The sequence below is a fragment of the Flavobacterium sp. PL02 genome (assembly GCF_035013205.1).
In the GTDB taxonomy this organism is placed as follows: domain Bacteria; phylum Bacteroidota; class Bacteroidia; order Flavobacteriales; family Flavobacteriaceae; genus Flavobacterium.
On record NZ_JAYGJP010000009.1, the window covers coordinates 138744 to 162237 of the forward strand.

Annotated in this window: 13 protein-coding genes; 4 read left to right on the forward strand and 9 right to left on the reverse strand. The window is 34.3% G+C overall.

Features of this window, described 5'->3' with window-relative positions:
* The first annotated feature begins 81 nt into the window (after positions 1–81).
* From SHI72_RS20075 to bioB, 3 genes are all read left to right on the forward strand, one after another.
* Positions 82–1011, forward strand: a complete 930-nt coding sequence (locus tag SHI72_RS20075) for a bifunctional riboflavin kinase/FAD synthetase (RefSeq protein WP_323491174.1) — start codon at positions 82–84, stop codon at positions 1009–1011.
* A gap of 116 nt (positions 1012–1127) precedes the next feature.
* Entirely contained in the window at positions 1128–1565 is a 438-nt protein-coding gene (locus SHI72_RS20080; RefSeq protein ID WP_039113227.1) for a hypothetical protein, read from the forward strand.
* Positions 1566–1776: 211 nt separating this feature from the next.
* On the forward strand, positions 1777–2862 hold the full coding sequence (gene bioB / locus SHI72_RS20085) for a biotin synthase BioB (protein WP_039113228.1): 1086 nt from the start codon (positions 1777–1779) through the stop codon (positions 2860–2862).
* A gap of 60 nt (positions 2863–2922) precedes the next feature.
* Here the strand turns inward: bioB and SHI72_RS20090 are convergent, their stop codons facing one another.
* From SHI72_RS20090 to SHI72_RS20100, 3 genes are all read right to left on the reverse strand, one after another.
* Positions 2923–6777 carry a T9SS sorting signal type C domain-containing protein gene (locus tag SHI72_RS20090; RefSeq protein WP_323491175.1) on the reverse strand — a complete coding sequence of 1285 codons (3855 nt, stop codon included), beginning with the start codon at positions 6775–6777 and terminating at the stop codon, positions 2923–2925.
* Between the two features lie 205 nt (positions 6778–6982).
* A complete protein-coding gene (locus SHI72_RS20095; protein ID WP_323491176.1) occupies positions 6983–11329 on the reverse strand; it encodes a LamG-like jellyroll fold domain-containing protein in 4347 nt (1448 codons plus the stop codon).
* 587 nt (positions 11330–11916) lie between these two features.
* Entirely contained in the window at positions 11917–16596 is a 4680-nt protein-coding gene (locus SHI72_RS20100) for a T9SS sorting signal type C domain-containing protein (RefSeq protein ID WP_323491177.1), read from the reverse strand.
* Between the two features lie 454 nt (positions 16597–17050).
* On the opposite strand from SHI72_RS20100, the gene SHI72_RS20105 reads away from it, so the two are divergent.
* Positions 17051–17527, forward strand: a complete 477-nt coding sequence (locus SHI72_RS20105; protein WP_323491178.1) for a regulatory protein RecX — start codon at positions 17051–17053, stop codon at positions 17525–17527.
* Positions 17528–17636: 109 nt separating this feature from the next.
* Here the strand turns inward: SHI72_RS20105 and SHI72_RS20110 are convergent, their stop codons facing one another.
* The 6 genes from SHI72_RS20110 to SHI72_RS20135 form a co-directional block, all read right to left on the reverse strand.
* A complete protein-coding gene (locus SHI72_RS20110) occupies positions 17637–18806 on the reverse strand; it encodes a beta-ketoacyl synthase N-terminal-like domain-containing protein (protein WP_323491179.1) in 1170 nt (389 codons plus the stop codon).
* A gap of 104 nt (positions 18807–18910) precedes the next feature.
* A complete protein-coding gene (bioA, locus tag SHI72_RS20115) occupies positions 18911–20182 on the reverse strand; it encodes an adenosylmethionine--8-amino-7-oxononanoate transaminase (RefSeq protein WP_323491180.1) in 1272 nt (423 codons plus the stop codon).
* A 180-nt stretch (positions 20183–20362) separates the two neighbouring features.
* Positions 20363–20980 carry a dethiobiotin synthase gene (bioD, locus tag SHI72_RS20120; protein ID WP_323491181.1) on the reverse strand — a complete coding sequence of 206 codons (618 nt, stop codon included), beginning with the start codon at positions 20978–20980 and terminating at the stop codon, positions 20363–20365.
* 25 nt (positions 20981–21005) lie between these two features.
* Positions 21006–21416 carry a GxxExxY protein gene (locus SHI72_RS20125; protein WP_323491182.1) on the reverse strand — a complete coding sequence of 137 codons (411 nt, stop codon included), beginning with the start codon at positions 21414–21416 and terminating at the stop codon, positions 21006–21008.
* Between the two features lie 42 nt (positions 21417–21458).
* Positions 21459–22637 (reverse strand): pyridoxal phosphate-dependent aminotransferase family protein, encoded by a 1179-nt coding sequence (locus SHI72_RS20130; protein WP_323491183.1) that lies wholly within the window; start codon positions 22635–22637, stop codon positions 21459–21461.
* Between the two features lie 78 nt (positions 22638–22715).
* Positions 22716–23354 (reverse strand): NAD(P)-dependent oxidoreductase, encoded by a 639-nt coding sequence (locus SHI72_RS20135; protein WP_323491184.1) that lies wholly within the window; start codon positions 23352–23354, stop codon positions 22716–22718.
* Positions 23355–23494 lie beyond the last annotated feature (140 nt).

Sequence of the window (23494 nt, forward strand, 5' to 3'; positions counted from 1 at the left end):
CAACTTTATAAAAAATCAATTCTCCTTACTATTAGATTTAAAATAGATAGTATAAATTTGCAACATCTTAAACTATTTGCTTTGAAGCTCTTTCATTCTATAACCGATTTTCGATCTACCAAGAAAACAATACTAACTCTTGGCACCTTTGATGGTGTACATATTGGTCATAAAAAAATACTTGAAAAGATTACCCAAAATACTCAGGACGGAAAATATGAGAGTTTGGTTCTTACTTTCTTCCCTCATCCTAGAATGGTATTACAGGAAAAATCAGAAATAAAATTACTGAATACAATTGCCGAAAAAACAAAACTCCTAGAAAACACAGGCATAGAAAACCTTGTCATTCATCCTTTTAACGAAAGTTTTTCTAGATTAACTGCCGAGGATTTTGTGAGTTCAATTTTGGTAAATCAGTTTCATATCCAGAAAATAATCATTGGTCACGATCATCGTTTTGGAAGAAACAGAACGGCTGATATTAATGATTTAATTGCATTTGGGGAGCAATATGGTTTTGAAGTAGAGCAAATTTCGGCACAAGAAATAAAAGATGTATCTGTAAGTTCAACCAAAATAAGAAAAGCATTAACCGATGGCGATATGAATCTTGCCAATGAATATTTAGGTTATGATTATTTCTTAACTGGTACTGTTGTAAAAGGAAAACAACTAGGCAGAACTATTGGTTTTCCTACTGCTAACCTAAAAATTGAGGAGGAATACAAATTAATTCCTAAAAATGGAGTCTATATTGTAAAATCTATCATCAATAAAAAAGTGGTTTATGGTATGATGAATATTGGCTTTAACCCAACTGTGGGTGGTCAGGCTCAGTCTATCGAAATTCATTTCTTAGATTTTGATGAAGATATTTACAATTTAGAAATTTCCGTTTCTTTATTGCAATATGTTCGTGAGGAACAAAAATTCGGCTCTTTCGACCTTTTAAAAGAACAATTAAAAAAAGATAAAGAAACAACTATAGCCTTCACAAATAAATTATAATTCCTTTAATTTATTTCTGCCATTCATAATGACAACATAGTGATTTTTTTAGTAAATTTGATAAGCATTATACTGTATATCAACCAAATACTATTAACTTCTTAAAAATAATCGTTATGAAACTTTCAAAAGAATTATACAATGGGATTCTTATATTCCTAGGTATTGGTGTTTATTTTTTATTAATGAATGTTTTAGGTCTTTCTCATATACTTTACTTACGTGCACTGAACGTAGCTTTTGTTGTTTATGGGGTAAACAGAACTATAAAAATGAATCTTGCTGAAGGCGAAACCAATGCTGTTTCTAATGCTGTTTCGGCCATGACAACATCTGTAATTGGAGTCGCACTTAGTATTCTCGGATTACTTATTTACAGTTATGCCCGCGGTGGAGATGCGTATGTAAAAACCTTATCTGCTACTTTTATGTTTGGCGGTAACCCATCTGTTCCAACTTACTGTATTTGTTTATTGTTTGAAGGTATCGCTTCATCTGTAGTTGTAACCATGCTATTAATGTTGTATTGGAACAATAAATATGCTGCTGACTAATTTGTTTTAGCTCTTTTTTTAAATTATTTTTTTAATAAATCTGAGAATTCCAAAAGGATAAATTACTGTTTTTTGGGTGTCCTTGCGAACCTACATTCGTAAATTGTGTCTTAAAATACAACCGCAAAAACTTTTAATAGACTGAAATTAAAATACTGCATTGATTCATTAGAACAATTTAATTACTTTTGAGCATCAAAAAATCGCATAGATGAACAGTACAAAACACAATTGGACGAAAGACGAGATTATCGCTATCTATAATAAACCAATGATGGATTTGCTTTATGAAGCAGCATCAATTCACAGAGTAAATCATGACCCAAATGTAGTTCAGGTATCTACTTTGTTATCTATTAAAACAGGTGGTTGTCCTGAAGATTGTGGCTATTGTCCTCAAGCTGCTCGTTACCATACTGGAGTAGAAGGAAATGATTTAATGTCAGTTAGTCAAGTAAAAGCTCAAGCTTTACGAGCAAAATCTAGTGGTTCATCTCGTGTCTGCATGGGAGCTGCCTGGAGAAATGTAAAGGACGGACCAGAGTTTGACCAGGTTCTGGAAATGGTACGTACCATTAATAAACTAGATATGGAAGTATGTTGTACTCTTGGTATGATTACCGAAAACCAAGCGCAACGTTTGGCCGAAGCTGGTTTATATGCTTACAACCATAACTTAGATACATCTGAGGAATATTATAAAGAAGTTATATCAACTCGTGGTTTTGAAGATCGTTTGCAAACTATAGAGAATGTTCGTAAAACCAATGTTACTGTTTGTAGCGGAGGAATTATAGGAATGGGAGAAAGTATCGAAGACCGTGCTGGAATGTTAGTTGCTCTTTCTACTTTGAATCCTCAACCTGAATCGGTGCCAATTAATGCATTGGTTGCTGTAGAAGGAACTCCTATGGAAGAAGAAAAACCAGTTGAGATTTGGGAAATGATTCGTATGGTTGCAACAACTAGAATCATAATGCCAGAAACTCAAGTACGTTTATCGGCAGGAAGAACTAATATGAGTCGCGAAGGTCAGGCAATGTGCTTTTTTGCCGGAGCAAATTCTATCTTTGCCGGCGATAAATTACTTACTACTCCAAATCCGGATGTACACGAAGACATGAAAATGTTTGATTTATTAGGTTTGATTCCTCAAAAGCCTTTTACTAAAGTTTCTCAACCAGAAACTGTAGAAGCAGAAGATTCTCAATTTGCACCTCTTGGTGAAAAACCAAAATGGTCAAGACCTGGACACTCTATCGAAAGAAACTTAGAAGCTTCGGTTAAAGCAAAATAATCTGAATTTAGACATATAAAAATCCCTATTAATTAGTTTTAATAGGGATTTTTTCCTTTGCTAAAGCATTATCTTTTTTACAACAGTAGTTTTATTTTGCAATAGTATCTTAACTACTACCATTTGTGATGCGACATTAATTTTTGCTATTTCTAACTGATTTGAATTTACTTTATTCTTTTCGTAAATTTTCTTACCCGATACATCATAAACAAATACTTTATCGATAGTTTCGTTAAAAGCATTAATTCTAATCTCTTTGTTTACAACCGAAACAAAAATTGTATTTTCTATTGTTTCAAACTCTCCAGATTTCAATGTTTCATTAGTATATCGCAATGCAAAACGATCATTAAAAGTTCCAACTTCTGTAGAAAAAGTATAATCTGTTTTATACAAATCGTGTATCTCATTGGTTAATTTATCTTCTAAATAGACCATTTGGTTTGCTAATAATCCATCGGACTTATCGATGCCTATAGTAAATTTCCCTGCTATTTCTGAACTATAACCTAATGGTACAGAATCAGCTTCATCAAATGGTAATCCTTTACTTTGTATCACTAAATTTTTACCCTCTTTGATACTATAAAAATTCACAAATTTGTTTCCGTTAAAATTTTCTCCATCAAAAAAAGAGTCATACGAATTGGTTGCTCCTTTTATATATCCCAATAAAATTTGTTTAAAAGCTCCTTCTTTATTCGTTAGATTCAACCAAATACGATGTCTTTCGACTAAACTTCCTCTATTCTGTTTTTGAACTTTACTTGGTTTAAAAAATTTCGAATTACTACCAATTATTCGCATACTATTATCAAAATTAACTTCTCCTGTTCCTTTGCTACCTAAGAAAAATGCTTGTCCGGAAGCAATAATCCCGTTGGGTTCAGTTTCATTAATTCCAGATGACAAAGCGGGTCTTGTCGCAACTCCTCCTAATAAATTATACACTGCATAATCATCAGAATTATAATCATTATTAATAAGTGGGGTATTATGTGTCCAGAAATAAAGCGTTCCGTCTACATTCTCTCTGTTTTTTGATATAAAAACATCTGCATCTATCGCCGAAGGGTATGGATTGCCTATTAAATCATAACCATTTTGATTATCTAATAAAACCGAAATTTTACCATTAGTCGGTATTCCTTTAAAAACAGCTTCGTAAACTGTTGCAGTACTTTTTGAAAAATCTCCAGGAGCTTCTATAATATAGCCTTTACCAATTATCATATTGGTTGATGAATTTTCTTTGTTCCAAGCTATTTTGGTTGCATTGTATGAAAAATAATTGCTGGATGCTGTATTTGGCGATACATCAAATAGGTTTTGGCTTTCTACTGGCGATGACCAATACGTATAATCATGTTTTAGGATAGGAGTCGTCTTTCTTTTTACCTCAACAAATCCTGTATTTACCACCTCATCATCCAATTGATATAAAGCAGCAGTATCATCTAGAACCAAGGTTCCCAATCCTGAATAATTTAAACTTAATTCTAAAGTATTCCCTCTAGAAATCGTGACTTTTTTTCCTGAATCAATACTACAATTACATGCATTAACCTGTCCTGAAAAAGTATAATTATCATGAAAAATTAATTCTTTACCTTCGGATGGAGGACCATTTGTCCAGTTTGAACCATCCCAACTGGAACTATCTGTACATAATTTTAACCGTGCAATCCTATGTTTAGTTTCTCCTGATACTGAATTAAAATTACCACATATAAGAAGTTTATTATCGGGTGTAAAACTCATACTGAATAATGTACTATTTAAGTTTACGGCAAAAGATGTGTCATATAAACCATCTTTTTGCAATCGAAGCATTCGCATTGAAGGCACTCCATTATATGTTCCCGAAAATGCTCCTCCAACCAAAATACGGTTGTCCTTTTGAACCAAAATACTACGAACATCTCCATTACTAAATCCTGAACCAATTGTAAAACCAGTATCTAAACTTCCGTCGGGATTTAATCTTGTAATTCTTTTTTGGGCAACTCCGTTGTATGTTAAAAAAGTACCTCCTAAGATTATTTTACCATCAGATTGTAATGCAATTGCATAAACATATTTATCAAAACCATCACCTACGTTAAAACTAGTATCTATACTTCCGTTTGAGTTTAAACGAACTAAACCTGGAGATAAGTGTCCATTAAATGTATCAAACCTACCTCCTACCAAGATTTTTCCATCTGGTTGCACAAACAATGTTTCGATTATTGCATTGGCTCCTGAACCTGTTACAAAACCTGTATCTATAGTTCCATCAGGATTTAATCTTACAATTCTGCCTACAGATAACATTCCATTATAACTCGTGAAATTCCCTCCAACAATAATTTTGGAATCTGAATGTACTGCCAATGCATAAACTTGATTATTGAATCCTGTTCCCATTGTAAAACTTTCATCAATACTACCACTTGGTAAAATTCTGGTAATTCGGTTACAAACTTTTCCATTATAATTTGTAAAAGCTCCTGCAAAAACTATTTTATTATCCGATTGTAAAACAGCAGCTTTAATTGCATTATTTGCTCCAATTCCATTTAGATTAAATGTAACATCCGAAGCTCCATCTTCGAGCAATCCTGCAATTCTTAGGATTGATTCTCCATTGAATTTTGTAAAATTACCAAAGGCTATTGATTTATTATCTGCCAAAGAAATTATCTTCGAAACCGAATTATCAAATCCAACTCCTGCCGCAAGATATCCTATATCTAATGCTCCTTCTGAATCTATCTTAGCCAATCTTCCTTGATTCTGGGAATCAAAAACGGCAAATGAACCGCCAACAAACCAAGAACCATCTGTATTATTTGCTAAATCAAGTACTGATGCTGATGCAGGTCCTGAACCAATATCAAAATCAGGCTTCATTGTTCCGTCAGAATTTAAAAAAACCAACCGATTTACCGATACTCCATCATACTTTCCTGTAAAAGAACCTCCAACCATTATATTATTTGCTGCATCTGTCCTGATAACTGTAACACCATCATTACTAAATGCTGTTCCAGACAAGAAATCAGAATCTACAGATCCATCATTATTCAGCCGAATTATTCTATTTGCAGGTGTTTCATTATAACTTGTGAATTTCCCTCCTACTAAAATTTTTCCATTTGTCTGTAATGTCAATGCTGCAACATCGCTGTTAAAACCTGAACCTATATTAAAAGTAGTATCGATAGTACCATCAGGATTTAAGCGGACAATATGATTTAAATCTGTTCCGTTAAAAGCGGTAAAATTCCCAGATAGAATGATTTTTCCGTCAGATTGAATTTGAATATTTGTAATATTTTTTGAAGATCCTGTGCCTGTTGTAAATGAAGTATCTAAACTTCCGTCTTCTAATATTCGAGCCACTCTATTAACTACAACTCCATTATATTGAGTAAAACTCCCTACTATGATAATCTTACCATCTGGTTGTTGCGCAATATCATATATGATTCCGCTTCCTGCTCCATTTGTATTAAAACTATTATCTCTAGACCCATCAGGATTTAAGCGAATCAACCGATTAGAAGTTATTCCAGAATAGGTTGTAAATGCCCCTCCGATAATTATTTTTTCATCTTTTTGTATAAGTGAAGCATATACTTTTCCATTAAATCCACTACTATTAAAGTCCTCATCTATACTCCCATCTGGCTTTAACCTACATAAGTAACGTGCTGAAGTTCCATTAAAATTAAAATAATCTCCACCAACAATTAAATCTCCATTTGGTTGTAAGGCCATTGTTCGCACCATATTATCAAAACCATCCCCAGAATGCCCATCGTCATAGGTATTAAACGTAGCATCCACATTCCCTTGTTGCCCATTACAAATAGTAATAAATATAAAATTTATCAAAACCAGCAGATAATATTGTTTTGTTTTCAAGATAATCTTCTTTTAAAAGTTATTTCTAAAATGATTAATTAGTAGGAATTTATCGCTAAACTAATCTTTAAAAAACAAAACACAATATTAAAACTTAATTATTTTGTAAAAATTACGCTACAATATTAAATTCTAAAAAACTTCTTAAAATAAAAAAACCATTCCGTTTTGCGGAATGGTTTTTAAAAATTAACTTAAATTGTATTTAAAAAATCACCTTCTTGGTTTCGATATGTTTGTTATCAAGGACAACTTTTACCACTAAAACCTGATTGGCAGATTTTAAGTTTTCGATAGTCAATGTAGGATTTCCTACCTTCTCTTTCTTGTAAATTAATTTACCTGATACATCATAAATAAATACCTTATCTATAGTTTGACTAAAAGCATTGATTTTAATTTCTTTGTTTGCAACAGCTACTAAAACTGCATTTTCTGCTAATTCGAATTCTCCTGTACCTAATGTTTTATTGGTATATCGCAACACGAAACGATCATTAAAAGTACCTTTTGCAGTTGTAAATGTATAATCTGTTTCGCGTAGATTATGTATTATACCAGCAACTTTATCTTCTAAATAAATACCCTGACTTGTAAATGAACCATCGACATTATCAATGCCTATAGTAAAACTATCTGCTATTGTTGAACTATATCCTAAAGGCACTAAATCGGTTTCTTTAAATGGTAACGCACGCCCTTGAATTGCAAACTCTTGTCCTTTATCAATACTATAAAAATTAACAAAAGCATTAGCATTATATGTAAGACCGTCATAAATACTTTCGTAATCATTTGTTGCTCCTTCGATATAACCAACTAACATTTGTTTAAAAGCTCCTGTTTTGTTGGTAAGATTTAACCATACTCTATTTTTCTCTAAAGCTGTTGTTTTGTTAGTTTGGCTAGATCTAAAAAACTGAGTGTTTTTGCCCGCTACACGCATACTGTTCTTGAATGTAACATAAGCTCCACCTGTTTTAGCATTAACAAAGAAAGATTGGCCCGCTCCTATATTTCCTGATGGTTTTTCACTTCCTGATCCCGAAGCTTTTCCGCCAGCTGGACTTCCCACAACTCCACCAGTAAGATTATATGTTGCATAATCATTAGAGGCGTATTTCCATTTAGTCCCATCATAATTTAGTGCTGTAATGCGTGACCAGAAATATAACGTCCCATCTAAAATATCTTTATTGGCTAGTAAGAAATCATCAGCTGAAAGTGCCGAAGGATATGGATTTCCTACCAAGATATATTCATCTGCTTTTGTTTTGGTAGCAAGAGTAAGAACGCCATTATTAGGAACTCCTTTAAACACAACTTTATGATCATAAGGATAAGGACCCCAATTACGTGATTTAATGATATATCCTCTACCTGTTTCCATATTATCAGCTGCATAAATCCAATTATTTGTTGCAATATCAAAAGCAAAACAAGATTTAGTTCCTAATGACATCGCACTAAATTTTTGATCAACTACAGGCGATGACCAATACACATAATCTTGATCTTTCATACTTTTAGAAAGACGTTCATAAGTGATATCTCCGATATTAGCTACAGCATTATCATTTTTCTGATACAAACTTGCTTGGTCTTCGAATACTAAACTAGTAGTATTATTAGTAGGAGCAACAGTAAGCGAATTAATAACCGTTAATGTACGGCCTGATTTAATCACAACATTCGCATTCGGTTTTATTTCACAAGAACAGCTATTTATATCCACATTAGGAGTAGTTGGAGCAGGATAACTTCCTGTAAAAATAACATTCTGATCAATTGTTGGTTCTGAGCCATAAGACCATGCTGTACCATTCCAAGTATTAGTAACTAAACCTGGAATCACAACATTTGCCGATGCTGCCGATGTACATGTTGAGGCCGTGCTACTAACTGTAAATGTATACGTATTAGGAGCAAGCCCTGAAATTGTTGTAGTTGTTCCTGTACCTGTTGTTGATACTGTAGCAGGATTACTTACAATTGTCCATGTTCCTGTTGGAAGATTATTTAAAACAACACTTCCTGTAGGAACTCCACAAGTTGCTGCCGTAATTGTTCCTTGGGTTGGTGGCGTCGGTAATGCTTTTATTGTTAAAGATACCGCCTGAGTTTGAGAACAAGTACCATTAGTAATTGTCATTGTACCTGTATAAGTACCCGCAACTAAATTAGCTGGAATAGCAATTGTATTTAAATCACCTCCTCCTGCTGCAAAAGTAAAAGCAGTACTAGTTTGATCTTGTGGTCCTTTTCCATTTGCCGCAACATCCCAATCAATCATATAACTTGTTGGGTTACCAGTAGTTTTAGAATAAGGTAATGTTACTGTTTGTGTCCCAAAACAGACAGCGTTAATAACACCCGTTGTAGTAATAGTCTGAGCGGCAGCAGCCTTTACTTCCCAAGAACCTGTACTTGTACAAGTCTTTAATGAAGTTGTTAGATTATAAGTTCCTGGTAATAAATTAGAAATATCTTTTGAACTAGAAGTATACCCCGATGCAGATGTCCATTTATATGTATATGGATCTGTCCAAGTTGGAGTACCAGTAGCTCCTTCAAATGTTCCTTGATTCGCAACACTACCTACACCAGAAACTGTAGTTCCTGTACCTTCACTAAAACTATACCCCGCCAATAAACCATTTTGAGAAGCATCATATATCACAAACCCTTTGGACATATCTGAAATTTCTGTTGCTGATAATGCTCTACTCCAAAATCCTAATTTAAAAACTTCTCCAGTATAAGCAGTACCTACACCAATATCATCCATTACACCATAACCTATTCTAGCTGGATAACTACTTGATCCGTAACTAGATATCGACGAATTTGTTCGTGTAGCTATTTCTTTTCCATCCAAATAAAGTGTAAGACGAGATCCAGTTCCTACTGCTGCGATATGATGCCACGCATTATCTGTAGGATAAGATGTTTTAGGCAAATCGATACTTCCTCCGTTTCGAGTCCAACATCTTAAATTGTCTCCTTCAAAACCAAACTCAATAACATCATTTTGTCCAAATAATGACATCCTATCATCATATTTAGCAGGATCAAATTTCATCCAACCTTCTACAGTAAAACTCCCCAAATTAGAAAGCATAGGAGTTCCAAAATCAACATACTGTTTTTTTGTTCCTTCAAATGCTAAAGATGCCGGAGCTGCTAAATTTGTAATCTTGATCGCTCCTGTATTACTTGTTGGACAAGTTGTATTGGTTACTGTTGCCGTAGGTAACGGTGGTGAACTATAACTAAGAATAGTTACGCTTCCTGTCATTGCTCTAGCACATAGAGTAGACTGATTTATAGCGACAATCGTATAAATTCCTGTGGTATTATGCAGTCCTAAACTTATAATATTTCCAGTTCCTGGCACTACCGAGCCAACTGTCACGTTACCTCTATATAACTGATAATTAACACCTATTTGAGACCCTGTTAATCCTATATTAGAACCAGTGGCATTACTACAAATGGCTCCACCTGTTCCTGTCATAGTGTAAGGTGCAGGCAAGGTACAACCATTGCCCACTGTTATTTTACCATTAGTAGTAGTAAAAAAAGTATCATTCTTATAAGTGGCAGTTGAATTCGTACTTCCCCAAACTCCTGAAGAAGAAGTTAAACCTCCTAATGTCATGACTTTAGTCGTATGTGAAGTATAACTTCCTAAATTGGCTATTACTCCCGAAGCAATCGACAAATTATCAGAATAAGTATTTGTACCAAAACTTTTAGTTCCTGAACCCGAAAGAATAAGATTAATATATGTTGTTGCTTTTATCGACTGATTAACCCCAATATAATTTACTGTATTATTTCCTGCTGTGGCTGTAAGAGTTGGTGTAATTGAATTTCCCCCAAAATTTAAAATCCCTCTATTAGTAAAATTCGTTGTTCCACCTAGTGAAGTCGAGACTGTAAGCACTCCACTATTAATCGTTGGGTTGCTTATTGTTAAATTAGGAATACTTATTTCCTCTGTTCCACTAATGATTCTATTAGTTGTATCAAACAATTGAGTTCCTGTACCAGAATTAAATACACCATTATTAGTAATCCCACCACTAAAAGTTATAGCTGAATTTCCAGAATTATTCCATATTCCTCCAGGATTTATCGTTACCAACCCTGTATATCTTTTAGTTCCAGTAGTAGAATTATGGATTAATGTACCATCTACTGTTGTTACTCCATTAACCGTCAAGGCTTGATTAACAGTTAAAGTCGCACCTGAGTCAATTGTAAGATTATTACAAACTGCAGCAGTACTACTAATTATTGGTTTTCTTGTTGTATTTGGTATTAATACATTATCCGTAGCCTGAGGAACTCCATTTGGGCTCCAGTTTCCATTAGTATGCCAGTTTGTACTTGAAGAACCAGTCCACGTTTTTTGCCCATATCCAAAACTAACAACAAACAATAAAATCAAACACAACCATTTTGTATGGCTGCCCAATTTATTTATTGATTTAGAAGAATGTTGAGAAAGAAAGAAATCAACATTTAATAGTAATTTTTTATTCATAAGTAGGATTTAGAATTATAAATTGTTTTTTTTGGGTATATTATTTATTTGATATTTTGCGTTTTTGTAATTTTAACAATGCATTACTTAATAGTTTTTCGATAACATTCAGAAAATCAGTATTTATTATTTTTTTACTTTCAACTTTTGTATCGTTTAAAAAAATAATTTTAACATATTGTAAGGTTTTATGGATAAAATGATTTTAATTAAATAAAACCGTACCTATTTACACATTTCAAAACAACAATAAAACACTGAATACCAAATATTTAAAATTAAAAAATATTTGTTTTTCGCTAATTCGCACCAAATAAAGCACAAAAAAAAACCTCTCACAAGATTTTTTTTTTTGGAAAATACGTTTTCGCTATTTTACTTAAATACCCGTTGAAATGCATCTTTTTTAAGATAAAATACATATTAATGACGTAAATACTTACTTTTTATTAACTTGATGATATTTAAGAATTAAACTAGAAACTAAATCCATTTGATTTTTCTCTTCATCCTAAATAAATTTGTTAAAAAACAAAAAACCATTCCGTTTTGCGGAATGGTTTTTTAAAGTTTAATCTAAGTTTTATTTAGTAAATCACTTTCTTGGTTTCGGTATGTTTATTATCAAGAATAACTTTTACGATTAAAACCTGATTACTTAATTTTAAGTTTTCTATTGTCAATTTAGGATTTCCTATTTTATCTTTCTGATAAAGTAGTTTGCCCGATGTATCGTAAACATATACGGCATCTATAGTTTGATTAAGTGTATTGATTTGAATCTCTTTATTTTCAACAGCTATTCTGACTATATCTTCTGTTGCTTCAAACTCTCCTGTACCTAAAGTTTTATTAGTATATCGCAATACAAATCGATTATCGACACCATCAGTTTTGGCTGTGGTAAACGTATATCCTTTTTGACGCAAATCCTGTATAGTACCTGTAACTTTATCCTCAAGATAAATAGTATGATCTGCTAATAAACCATCTGCATCATCTATCTCAATTGTAAAATCTCCAGCTATTTCTGAACTATATCCTAAGTACACCAAATCGGTTTCTTTAAATGGTATGGCACGTCCCTGAATACTGAGTTTTTTATCTTTAAGAACACTGTAAAAATTAATAAAAGTATTTCCGTTTAGAGAAATTCCGTCAAACATACTTTCATAATCATCTGTTGCTCCTTCGATATAACCTACCAATATTTGTTTAAATGCACCTTCTTTATTCGTAAGATTTAACCACACTCGATTTTTTTCTATAGCAGTTGCTTTTCTAGTTTTGCCAGGTCTGTAAAATTGTCCGTTTTGCCCAGAAGCACGCATACTATTATTGAAAGTTACTTGTGCACCTCCAATTTTTGCATTAACAAAAAAAGACTGTCCTGCCGCAATATATCCTAATGGTGGAGCACTTCCTGAACCTGAACCAGTTCCCTCACCAGGAGTAACCCCACCTGTAAAATTATATGTTGCATAATCTTCAGATGCATAATTCAATTTACCACCTTGAAGTCCAAGTGGGGTAACATGCGTCCAGAAATATAAAGTCCCTTCTAAAATAGTAGAATTCCCTCTTAAAAAATCATCTGCAAATAAAGCCGAAGGATATGGATTCCCTACCAAAATATACTCATCAAATTTAGTTGGTGTACCAAGAGTAAGTAACCCATTATTAGGAGTCCCTTCAAAAGCTACTTTTTGATCATAAGGAAATGGACCAGAATTACGTGCTTTTATAGTGTATCCCCTACCAATTTCCATATTATCATCTGCATATATCCAACTATTTGTCGCAATATTAAAAGCAAAACATGATTTAGTTCCTAATGACAGTGTACTAAATTTTTGTCCAAATACTGGTGATGACCAATAAACGTAATCCTGATCTTTCATCTGTGCAGAAATACGTTCATAGATAATTTTACCGCTATTAACTGCATTATCATTTACCTGAAATAAACTCGCTTTATCCTCAAATTTTAAACTAGCCGTAGAAGCTACTGTAACCGAATTAGTAATAGCTAAAGTTGCTCCCGCCTTAATTGTAACTTTAGCTGTCAAATTCACCTGGCAAGAACAAGCAGTTAAATCACCTGCTTGTCCTGTTGCAGAAGTATAATCTGCTGAGAAAATAATATTTTGATTTGCCGTTGGTGTACCACTAGACCATCCGGAACCGCTCCAACTATTAGTAACCAAAGTAGGAACTATAGCGGGAAGAGATGCTGCAGAAGTACAACTTGTTGTTAAGTTACTTACTATAAAAGTATATGTATTTGGTGCAAGATTACTAATAACAGTACTTGTTCCTGAACCTGTGGTAGTAATAGTGGCTGGATTTGTTACTATCGACCAACTGCCAGAAGGTAACCCACTTAAAGCAACACTTCCTGTAGAAACCGCACATGTTGGTGGTGTAATAACTCCAATAACTGGAGCTGTTGGTGTTGCATTTACCGTTACTGTAAAAGTTGAAGCGGAACTACTAACACAACCTGCTGCAGTTTTTACGGTTAATGTGCCTGTATAAGTACCTGCAATTGTACCTCCTGGAACAACAATCGTAATAGGGCTCGCTGGTAAAGAAGCATCTGTAACTGCTGCAAAAGTATTTGTGGGAGATCCATTCCAAACAATACTATATGTTGTGGGAGTATTTGTTATTCCGCTATAACTTAATGTAGTATTTTGGGCGCTTACACTTGAGCAAACGCTAGCTGCTGATGCTGCTAATGTTATTGTTGGAGTCGGATTTACTGTCACTGTAAAAGTTGATGCGGAACTACTAACACAACCTGCTGCAGTTTTTACGGTTAGTGTGCCTGTATAAGTACCTGCAATTGTACCTCCCGGAACAACAATCGTAATAGGGCTCGCTGGTAAAGAAGCATCTGTAACTGCTGCAAAAGTATTTGTGGGAGATCCATTCCAAACAATACTATATGTTGTGGGAGTATTTGTTATTCCGCTATAACTTAATGTAGTATTTTGGGCGCTTACACTTGAGCAGACACTAGCTGCTGATGCTGCTAATGTTATTGTTGGAGTCGGATTTACTGTCACTGTAAAAGTTGATGCGGAACTACTAACACAACCTGCTGCAGTTTTTACGGTTAGTGTGCCTGTATAAGTACCTGCAATTGTACCTCCCGGAACAACAATCGTAATAGGGCTCGCTGGTAAAGAAGCATCTGTAACTGCTGCAAAAGTATTTGTGGGAGATCCATTCCAAACAATACTATATGTTGTGGGAGTATTTGTTATTCCGCTATAACTTAATGTAGTATTTTGGGCGCTTACACTTGAGCAGACACTAGCTGCTGATGCTGCTAATGTTATTGTTGGAGTCGGATTTACCGTTACTGTAAAAGTTGAAGCGGGACTACTAACACAACCTGCTGCAGTTTTTACGGTTAATGTGCCTGTATAAGTACCCGCAACTGTACCTGCAGGAACAACAATCGTAATAGGACTTGCTGGTAATGCTGCATCAGTCACTGCTGCAAAAGTATTTGTTGGCGATGCATTCCAAGTAATACTATATGTTGTGGGAGTGCCTGATGTTGCGCTATAACTCAATGTGGTATTTTGAGCACTAGCGCTTGAACAAACTGTTACTGCCGATCCCGCTAATGTTATTGTTGGAGTCGGATTTACCGTTACTGTAAAAGTTGAGGCAGGGCTACTAACACAACCCGCTGCGGTTTTTACGGTTAGTGTGCCTGTATAAGTACCTGCAATTGTACCCGCTGGAACAACTATCGTAATAGGACTTGCTGGTAAAGAAGCATCCGTAACTGCTGCAAAAGTATTTGTGGGAGATGCATTCCAAGTAATGCTATATGTTGTGGGAGTACCTGATGTAGCACTATAACTTAATGTAGTATTCTGAGCACTTGCACTAGGACATACACTTGTTGTAGCTGCTGCTAATGTTATTGTTGGCGTCGGATTTACCGTTACTGTAAAAGTTGAAGCGGGACTACTAACACAACCTGCTGCAGTTTTTACGGTTAATGTGCCTGTATAAGTACCCGCAACTGTACCTGCAGGAACAACAATCGTAATAGGACTTGCTGATAATGCTGCATCAGTCACTGCTGCAAAAGTATTTGTAGGTGATGCGTTCCAAGTAATACTATATGTTGTGGGAGTATTTGTTGTAGCGCTATAACTTAATGTGGTATTTTGTACGCTAGCACTAGAACAAACACTCGCTGCAGTGGCTGCTAATGTTATCGTAGGCAAAGCGCTTACACTTAATGTAGCCCCAAAATTAACCGTTGATGAACAAGATCCTGACGTAAGCGCAGTAACTGTTATAGTACTAGATCCTGCTGTAGTTAGTCCCGTAGCTGTAAAAAATCCAGTTCCAGCCGTACTAACAGTCATATTTGCAGTTAATCCTGTACCACCAGCACTTGGATTACTCCTATTGTAGGTAACTACATAATTACCAACAGGCAATAATGCAGCACTCGCCGTTACTGTTACTGTAGATGTTGTACCTACAGATATACATACATTTGTTGCGCTAGCGCCTGTAATGTTATAAGTAGGACAGGTATAAGTAATCAATACTTCTCCAGCACCTCCTATACCTCCTATTTGAGGACTTCCTAACGCAGAGTTTATTGCTCCACTTCCACCTCCACCAGGGGCAGTACCTATTTTCCCAGGGGCAGTTCCCAAAATTAAACTTGAATTAGCTGCTCCTCCTGCCCCACCAGAATTTCCACCAGTACCACCTACTCCTGAAAAAAGACCTAAAGATAATCCTGCTGAATCTCCTGCACCTCCTGCACCTCCTGCAATCCTTGTACCTCCCGCCGAAGCTGCAACTGTACCTCCTGCAGCTGCTCCTGGAGCTGTTCCAGTATTATTAGATCCTCCTCCCGATCCTCCAACCGCAAAAAATAAAGCTTCAAAACCTGTAATAGTAGAACTACCGCCTGCTGTTCCATTGCCTGTTGTTCCTGCTGTCTGGCCTGCTACAACTACATTCAAAGCTGCTCCTGGAGTAACTGTAAGTAGAGAACTTACGTAAGCTCCTCCTCCTCCTCCCGCAGCACCTCTTCCTGCAAGTAACCCTGCACCACCGGCTCCTCCTCCAGATCCACCTCCACCCCAGGCTTGAGTAGTAATACTTGTAATTCCTGCAGGCACATTAAATGTACCACTTGTTGTAAACGGAGTCGTAGTCTGAGACCACGAATAAGTAATAATAAAAACGAAAAACAAAGATAATTTTAGTCTCATAATAGTAGGTTTTAATGATAAAAAAAATCGATTAACTCTTTGTAATATTTATGAGTGGTATTGAAAAGATGTCGATACTGATTGAAGATTTATCAGAATCATATTCTTTTCTCAAAAAAAAATCATACAACGTAACTTATTAGGGCAAAGATACTTATGCAATACATTCTTAAATTTAACTAAAAATTCCTAAAAGAAGTTCATATATTGTTCATATTATCATGTATTACAACGTTTAAGATTGAGGTTTTATCATATATTTAACAAATTACAAGGCAATACCTCTCAATTATCACAATTTGATATAAAAATCTCTATCTCTACTAGATGATTTACATAAGTCTTTTTAAGTAAGATTATTTCGAAATAGACTTTCGAGGCAAAACAAGTTTTTGAAAAAAAATTAAAGCTTTACATTTGTTCTTTATTCAATACTAAAACTACAATAGACTATATGAAAACGGATTGTACTCCCAAAGAAGCATTACAAAAACTAGAACATTTTTGTGCTTATCAGGAACGTTGTCATGACGAGGTGGTATCTAAGCTATATAGTCTAAAAATGACACCAGACGAAATAGACTCTATTGTGGTACAACTTATTACAGATAACTTCCTAAATGAAACTCGTTTTGCTTGTAGTTTTGCACAAGGAAAGCATCGCATAAAGCAATGGGGAAAAATAAGAATTATAAACGAACTTAAGGCACGTCATATTACATCAACCAATATCAACCTTGCACTTGCAGGAATTAGTAATGATGAATATCTAGAAACATTTGAAAAATTAACGCAAAAATGTTGGGATAATTTACACGAAAACAATCAACTCAAAAAGCGTAAAAAATTTTGTGATTATGTATTGCGCCGAGGTTTTGAAAGCAATATGGTTTATGAAAAAGTAAAGGAACTTGAAACCAATGTCAAGTAGTTTTTATATTTAAGTATAGATAAATCTTCGACTCCGTTCAAACAGACAATCTGCATCAAATTACTTACATCAAATCTGTAAAATTTGTCTAACAGAGTCTAAATATTTATTAGGCTTTTTCGAGTAAAATACTCACCGCATTTCCTCCAAAACCAACTGCATTTATCAATACCTTTTTTATAGGTTTCATTTGTTGTTGTGCTTCCGCAAAAGGAACTCCTATAAATGTATTGTGTTGCATCATTAAGATTGCCATTTCTACACTCAATATTCCCGAAGCCCCAAAAGTATGCCCAATCTTCCATTTATTAGTGGTAAGCAGAGGAAGTTTAGTCTCGGCAAATATCTTTTGGATTGCTTTATATTCTGTTAAATCTCCTTTTATAGTTCCTGGAGCATGCATAACAATCACATCTACATCTTCTGGATTAATTCCTTCCAGAGCCATTTTCATTGATTTTTGAAAACAAGTAGCTTCAGCAGAGATCGATATATTGTGTTCTAAAACTTCTGTAGCATATCCCACACCTATAACATAAGCAATGGCGTTTTCTTTTTCTCCAGCTTCAAGACAACATACTGCAGCTCCTTCTCCCAGAACCATAGTATTTTGAGTTTTATTTAAATCGAATGCTAGATTTGGCCATTTATCGGCAATCAAATCTGCCCGAGAATAAATTTTTAAAGCTCGCATTTGTGCAATCGTAAAATCTGTTAATGGAGCTTCGCTTCCTCCAACCAAAAATTTATCAACCATTTCTGCTCTTAACCATGCCACCCCATTTAGTAAAGCGTGTAAAGCAGTTGAACAAGTTATTGAATGCGAAATTTCTGGACCCGAACTTTGTAAATCGTGTGCTATCCAAGAAGAGATATTGCCTAATGTAGTTGTTGGAGATGCTAATGTTTGTGCTTTTCCGGTTTCTAAATATTCCTGAAAATGTTTTTCGAATAAATCGGTAGCTCCACGAGAAGAACCTATATTAATCCCAAAAACAGCATCAGAATCCCAACCTGAATTTTTTATTGCTTCTCGAGATGCTACCAAAGCAAACAAAACACTATTATCAAGAAATTTATATTTAATATCCGAATTACGCACTTGTTCCACAATTTGCTTAGAATCTGGAGTAAGTGCAGCAACAGGAGTTTCTTGTTTATCTAGTTGCTGTACAGTAAAACAATGTTTGTTATTTAAGTAATTCTCCCAAATATCTTTTGGATTATTTCCTAAAGGTGAAATAGAAGAAAAGGCTGTTATGGCAATTTTTTTATTCAATGTCAATATTTTATTTAACCGAAAATTCGCAAGGTTTTAATAATTAATTAAATCCAAAAGTCTAACTAATCTAATAGTCTAAAAATCTAAGAAGTCTAAATTTATCAAACCATTTCTAGAGCTTCTTCAATAATCGAATATACTTTTTCAAGCTGCTCATCACTAATAATGTATGGCGGCAAAATGTAAACTATATTCCCAACTGGTCTTAGAACAACTCCTTTATCAATAAAGAAATTATAAAGCTTCGTTCTCATCGAACCGTAATAACTTTCTTCAGAATCAGATTTTATTTCCAATGCAAAAATAACTCCTAAAACTCTGGTTGTAATAACTTTTGAGTGATTTTTTATTTTATCCTGAAAATGTAAATGGCTTTTATTTATACGTACAATATTAGCTTGCATTTCCTCTGTTTGCAATAAATCGATACTTGCCAGAGCTGCTGCGCATCCTGTAGGATTAGCCGTAAAGGTATGCCCATGAAACAATGCTTTATTAATATCATCATCGTAAAACGCATCAAAAACTTCTTGGGTAAAAGTCGTAATAGCCATCGGGATAGTTCCTCCTGTTAATGCTTTCGAAAGACATATCATATCTGGGTTTTCATCCAGATAATCCATCGCAAATGTTTTTCCTGTTTTACCAAAGCCCGTCATAACTTCATCGGCAATAGTAAGAACATTATTTGCTGCACAAATCTGGATTAAAGTTGCCAATGCATCCGGCTCATACATTACCATTCCAGCTGCTCCTTGCACCAAAGGTTCAAAAATAAATCCTGCACAATTCTTATCTTTTATTACTTCTTTTAAAGCATCAAAACTTACTTGCTCTTGTCCTTTTACAGGAACAGGAATTCGAACAACATCTATAAACATCCCCTGAAAAGCTTGTGTATAAAATGAAATTCCGCTTGCAGCCATTGCAGCAAATGTATCTCCATGAAAAGCATTTTCAAAAGCAATAATAGTAGTACGTTTTTCTCCTTTATTAAAAAAATATTGCAAAGCTACTTTTATCGCAACTTCTACCGCTGTAGAACCATTGTCTGAAAAAAATATTTTCTGTTGGTTCTTTGGTAAAATTTCGATGAGTCTTTCGGCAAGAACAATTGCTGGTTCATGTGTAAAACCGCCAAACAAAACGTGTTCCAGAGTAGTTAATTGTTTGTAAATCGCATCGGCAATAAAACGATTACTATGCCCAAAGGGGTTAACCCACCAAGAGGCAATCGCATCTATATATTCTTTATTGTTTTCGTCCCAAAGTAATGCGCCTTCTCCTCTAGAAATGGCGATAGGAACTGCTGCGGTTTTATGTTGGGTATAAGGATGCCAAAGGTATTGGCTGTCTTTTTCGGATAATGTCATTTTATTTAGAATATAGAAAATAGAGTTTAGAAAGAAAAGACTAAACATCTATAGATTTTAGCAAAGATAGGAAAGTCTATTTTCTTTATTCCATAATCTCGCCTCTACATTCCATCCACTTTCATCTACAATCTTTTCTCAATCCTCTTGCTTCTGCTCTCTTGTCTCTAATTTCTCCTTCTATAAACCAAGCAAATTCTCTCTAAATAAATCGGCATATTCCTTAATAACGTTTTGATCAAAATAAGGCTCTTCATCAATTCGACCAATACATTTTATTCCGGTACTATTAAGAATAATTGTTTCAGAAGATTTGTTTTCGCTTCCGCTAAAAATAATTCCTGCAATATTTAATTTTCGATTCTTCAATGCTTCAATAGTCAGCAATGTATGATTGATACTTCCTAAATAATGTCTGGAAACCACAATTACTTTATAATCTGGCTGAATTAAATCGAGAACAAATTCTTTATTATTTAATGGAACAAAAAGTCCTCCTGCCCCTTCTATAACCAAATGATTATCGCTTATTGGCTCAATTATTTCTTTTAAATCAATAGTAACTCTATCAATTTCTGCTGCCAGATGTGGACTTGCTGGCGTATTTAAAGCATAAGCATTTTTATGAAACTGAGACTTATTATTTGAAATTCTTAATTGAACTTTTGCCGTATCCGAATTCTCTAAATCCCCTGCTTGAATTGGTTTCCAATAATCAGCTTCCAGCGCTTCTACAATTATAGCCGAAGCAATTGTTTTACCAACATCAGTGGATATTCCTGTTATAAATAATTTCATAGATTGGCACACGGATAACACAGATTTAACTGATTATCACAGATTTTTTAGTTTGTTTTTTATCGTTTGTATATATAATTCGCTTGAATTCTGGGTCTTCTCCAAAATTCAAGAGTAATCCAACTTCTATTTCGGTTGCTTTCAAATAATTCATTAGCTGTGCTATGTGTACATTCATGAGTAACTCACAAGCTTTGAGTTCAACTATAACTTTGTCCTCAACTAATAAATCTGCATAATATTCTCCAACTAATTGACTCTTAAAATAAACTTTAATTTGCTTTTGAGCTTCAACTTTGTACCCCAACGATTTTAGTTCAAAGTACATTGCGTTTTGATACACTTTCTCAAGAAAACCATAACCAAGTTGATTGTAAACTGCATAATATGCTTTTAAAATTGAATCTGTAATTTTTTTATGAAGTAAGCCAGCCATAATCAATCCGTGTTAGTCTGTAGAATCTGTATTATCCGTGGGCTAATATACGACGTTACTTAGCAAAAGCAACACTTCCGAAATTTCTTCATAAGTATTATAACTATGAATACAAAAACGTAATCTTTCTTGTCCCTCTGGAACTGTTGGCGATAGAATAGCTTTTACATCAAACCCTTTATCCAGCATTTTTTTAGCAACTTCTTTTACATTTTCGTTACCAGGAATAATTGCTGATTGAATAGCCGATTTGCTTCGAACAAACATCGGTTGTAATCCTAGAAGTTTTTTTTGTTGGTTGAAGTAAACGATGTTTTGGCGTAGTTTTTCGATGGTTTCTTTTTCTATTTCCAATTGCTGATAGGCAATAAAAATAGTTGCTACGGAATGTGGAGATAATCCTGTGGTATAAATAAAACTTCTTGCAAAGTTAACGAGGTATTCTTTTAGTTCTCCTGAACCAAGAACTGCTGCTCCATGACAGCCTAAACCTTTACCAAAAGTCATTACTCTGGCAAAAACCCGATTATGTAATCCTAAAAATTGTACTAATCCCTCGCCCTTTTCGCCAAAAACTCCTAAAGCATGAGCTTCATCAATAACCAGGTAACAATTATATTTTTCAGACAATACTACTAATTCCTCTAGATTTGGACAATCGCCATCCATAGAAAAAACACTTTCGGTTACAATATAAATCGTATTTAAAACTGTCTTCTTTTCCTTTTCTTCACTCGGAATGGCAATGTTTTGGTGTTTTAATATAAGTCTTTCTAAATCTTCAAAATCATTATGATTAAATTTATAAGATTTAGCATTCGACATCAAAATCCCATCCCGAATAGAAGCATGACTTAATTCATCACACAAAATAACATCATTACGCTGTGGTACAGCACTAAAAAAACCAACATTGGCATCATAACCCGAATTAAAGATTAAAGCCGATTCTGACTCGTGAAATTGAGCTATAAACGTTTCTGTGATTTTATAGAGAGAATGATTACCAGAAATTAATCTTGAACCAGTTGCTCCGTTTTTAGTACAATTGATATCAAGCAAATATTGGTGTGTTTTATTAAAAATTGCTGCAGAATTTGAAAACCCAATATAGTCATTGGAAGTAAAATCAATTGATGCACTCGTATATGGCAATTGCCTAAGTGCATTATTTTGCTTTCGTACAACTAATTTTTGAATAAGATTTTCTGGTAATTTCATAGAGCAAAGTTATGAAATTGATTATCATTATTAAATAAACAGCGAGTCATATCTAACTCGCTGTTTATAATTAGATTTTTAGATATTTGCTATGAAAGGTGATTGTTTAATGAATTTATCATCAAAAATCTGATCGACCATAAAACCTGCTATATCAGTAGCATTTATTTTATCACCCAAACAATCTTCAAGACTTACGGCAATTTCTGCACTTGCATCTGTAAATTCAATAAACGGAACTCTTACAAGGGTCCAATTAGCATTACTTTCAACCAAGAGATTATATGTTTTTTGTCTGTCTTCCTGAATCACAGGAAAATTAGCTTTCATCCATTCTGTAGCCTGAATCGTTTTTTCTCCTTTTTTATCAAAAGGTGTGTCAATATTAAGTCCTGCAAGTAAAACATACCGCTGAATACCAAACTCATTCATTGCCTTAAGAACATTAATTGTAGCCTCACTTGCCACAAGAGGCTCTCCTTGTCGTTGCCCAATTGTGCTTATCACTGCTTGACATCCTTTAAGTAATACTTGAATAGAATGAGCATCGATAGCATCGCCTTTAACAACTTCTACTAATGGATTTGTATTTTGGAGATTTTCAGGATTTCTAAGAAGTAGCTTTACACCGAATCCTTTATTTAACAACTGGTCAACAACATATTTACCAGTTCGTCCGCCACCGCCTAAAACAGCAACTTTTATTATATTTTTCATTTGTTTTCTTTATAAAATTTGACATAGATAATGTTCGCTTTTATCAGGCTGATAAAGCGAATGAAACAAAAGCATCACTGCGCTTTTGTAATAAAATCGATATTTTATAAAGAGATGTTAATACTCCAAAGATAGAAAGT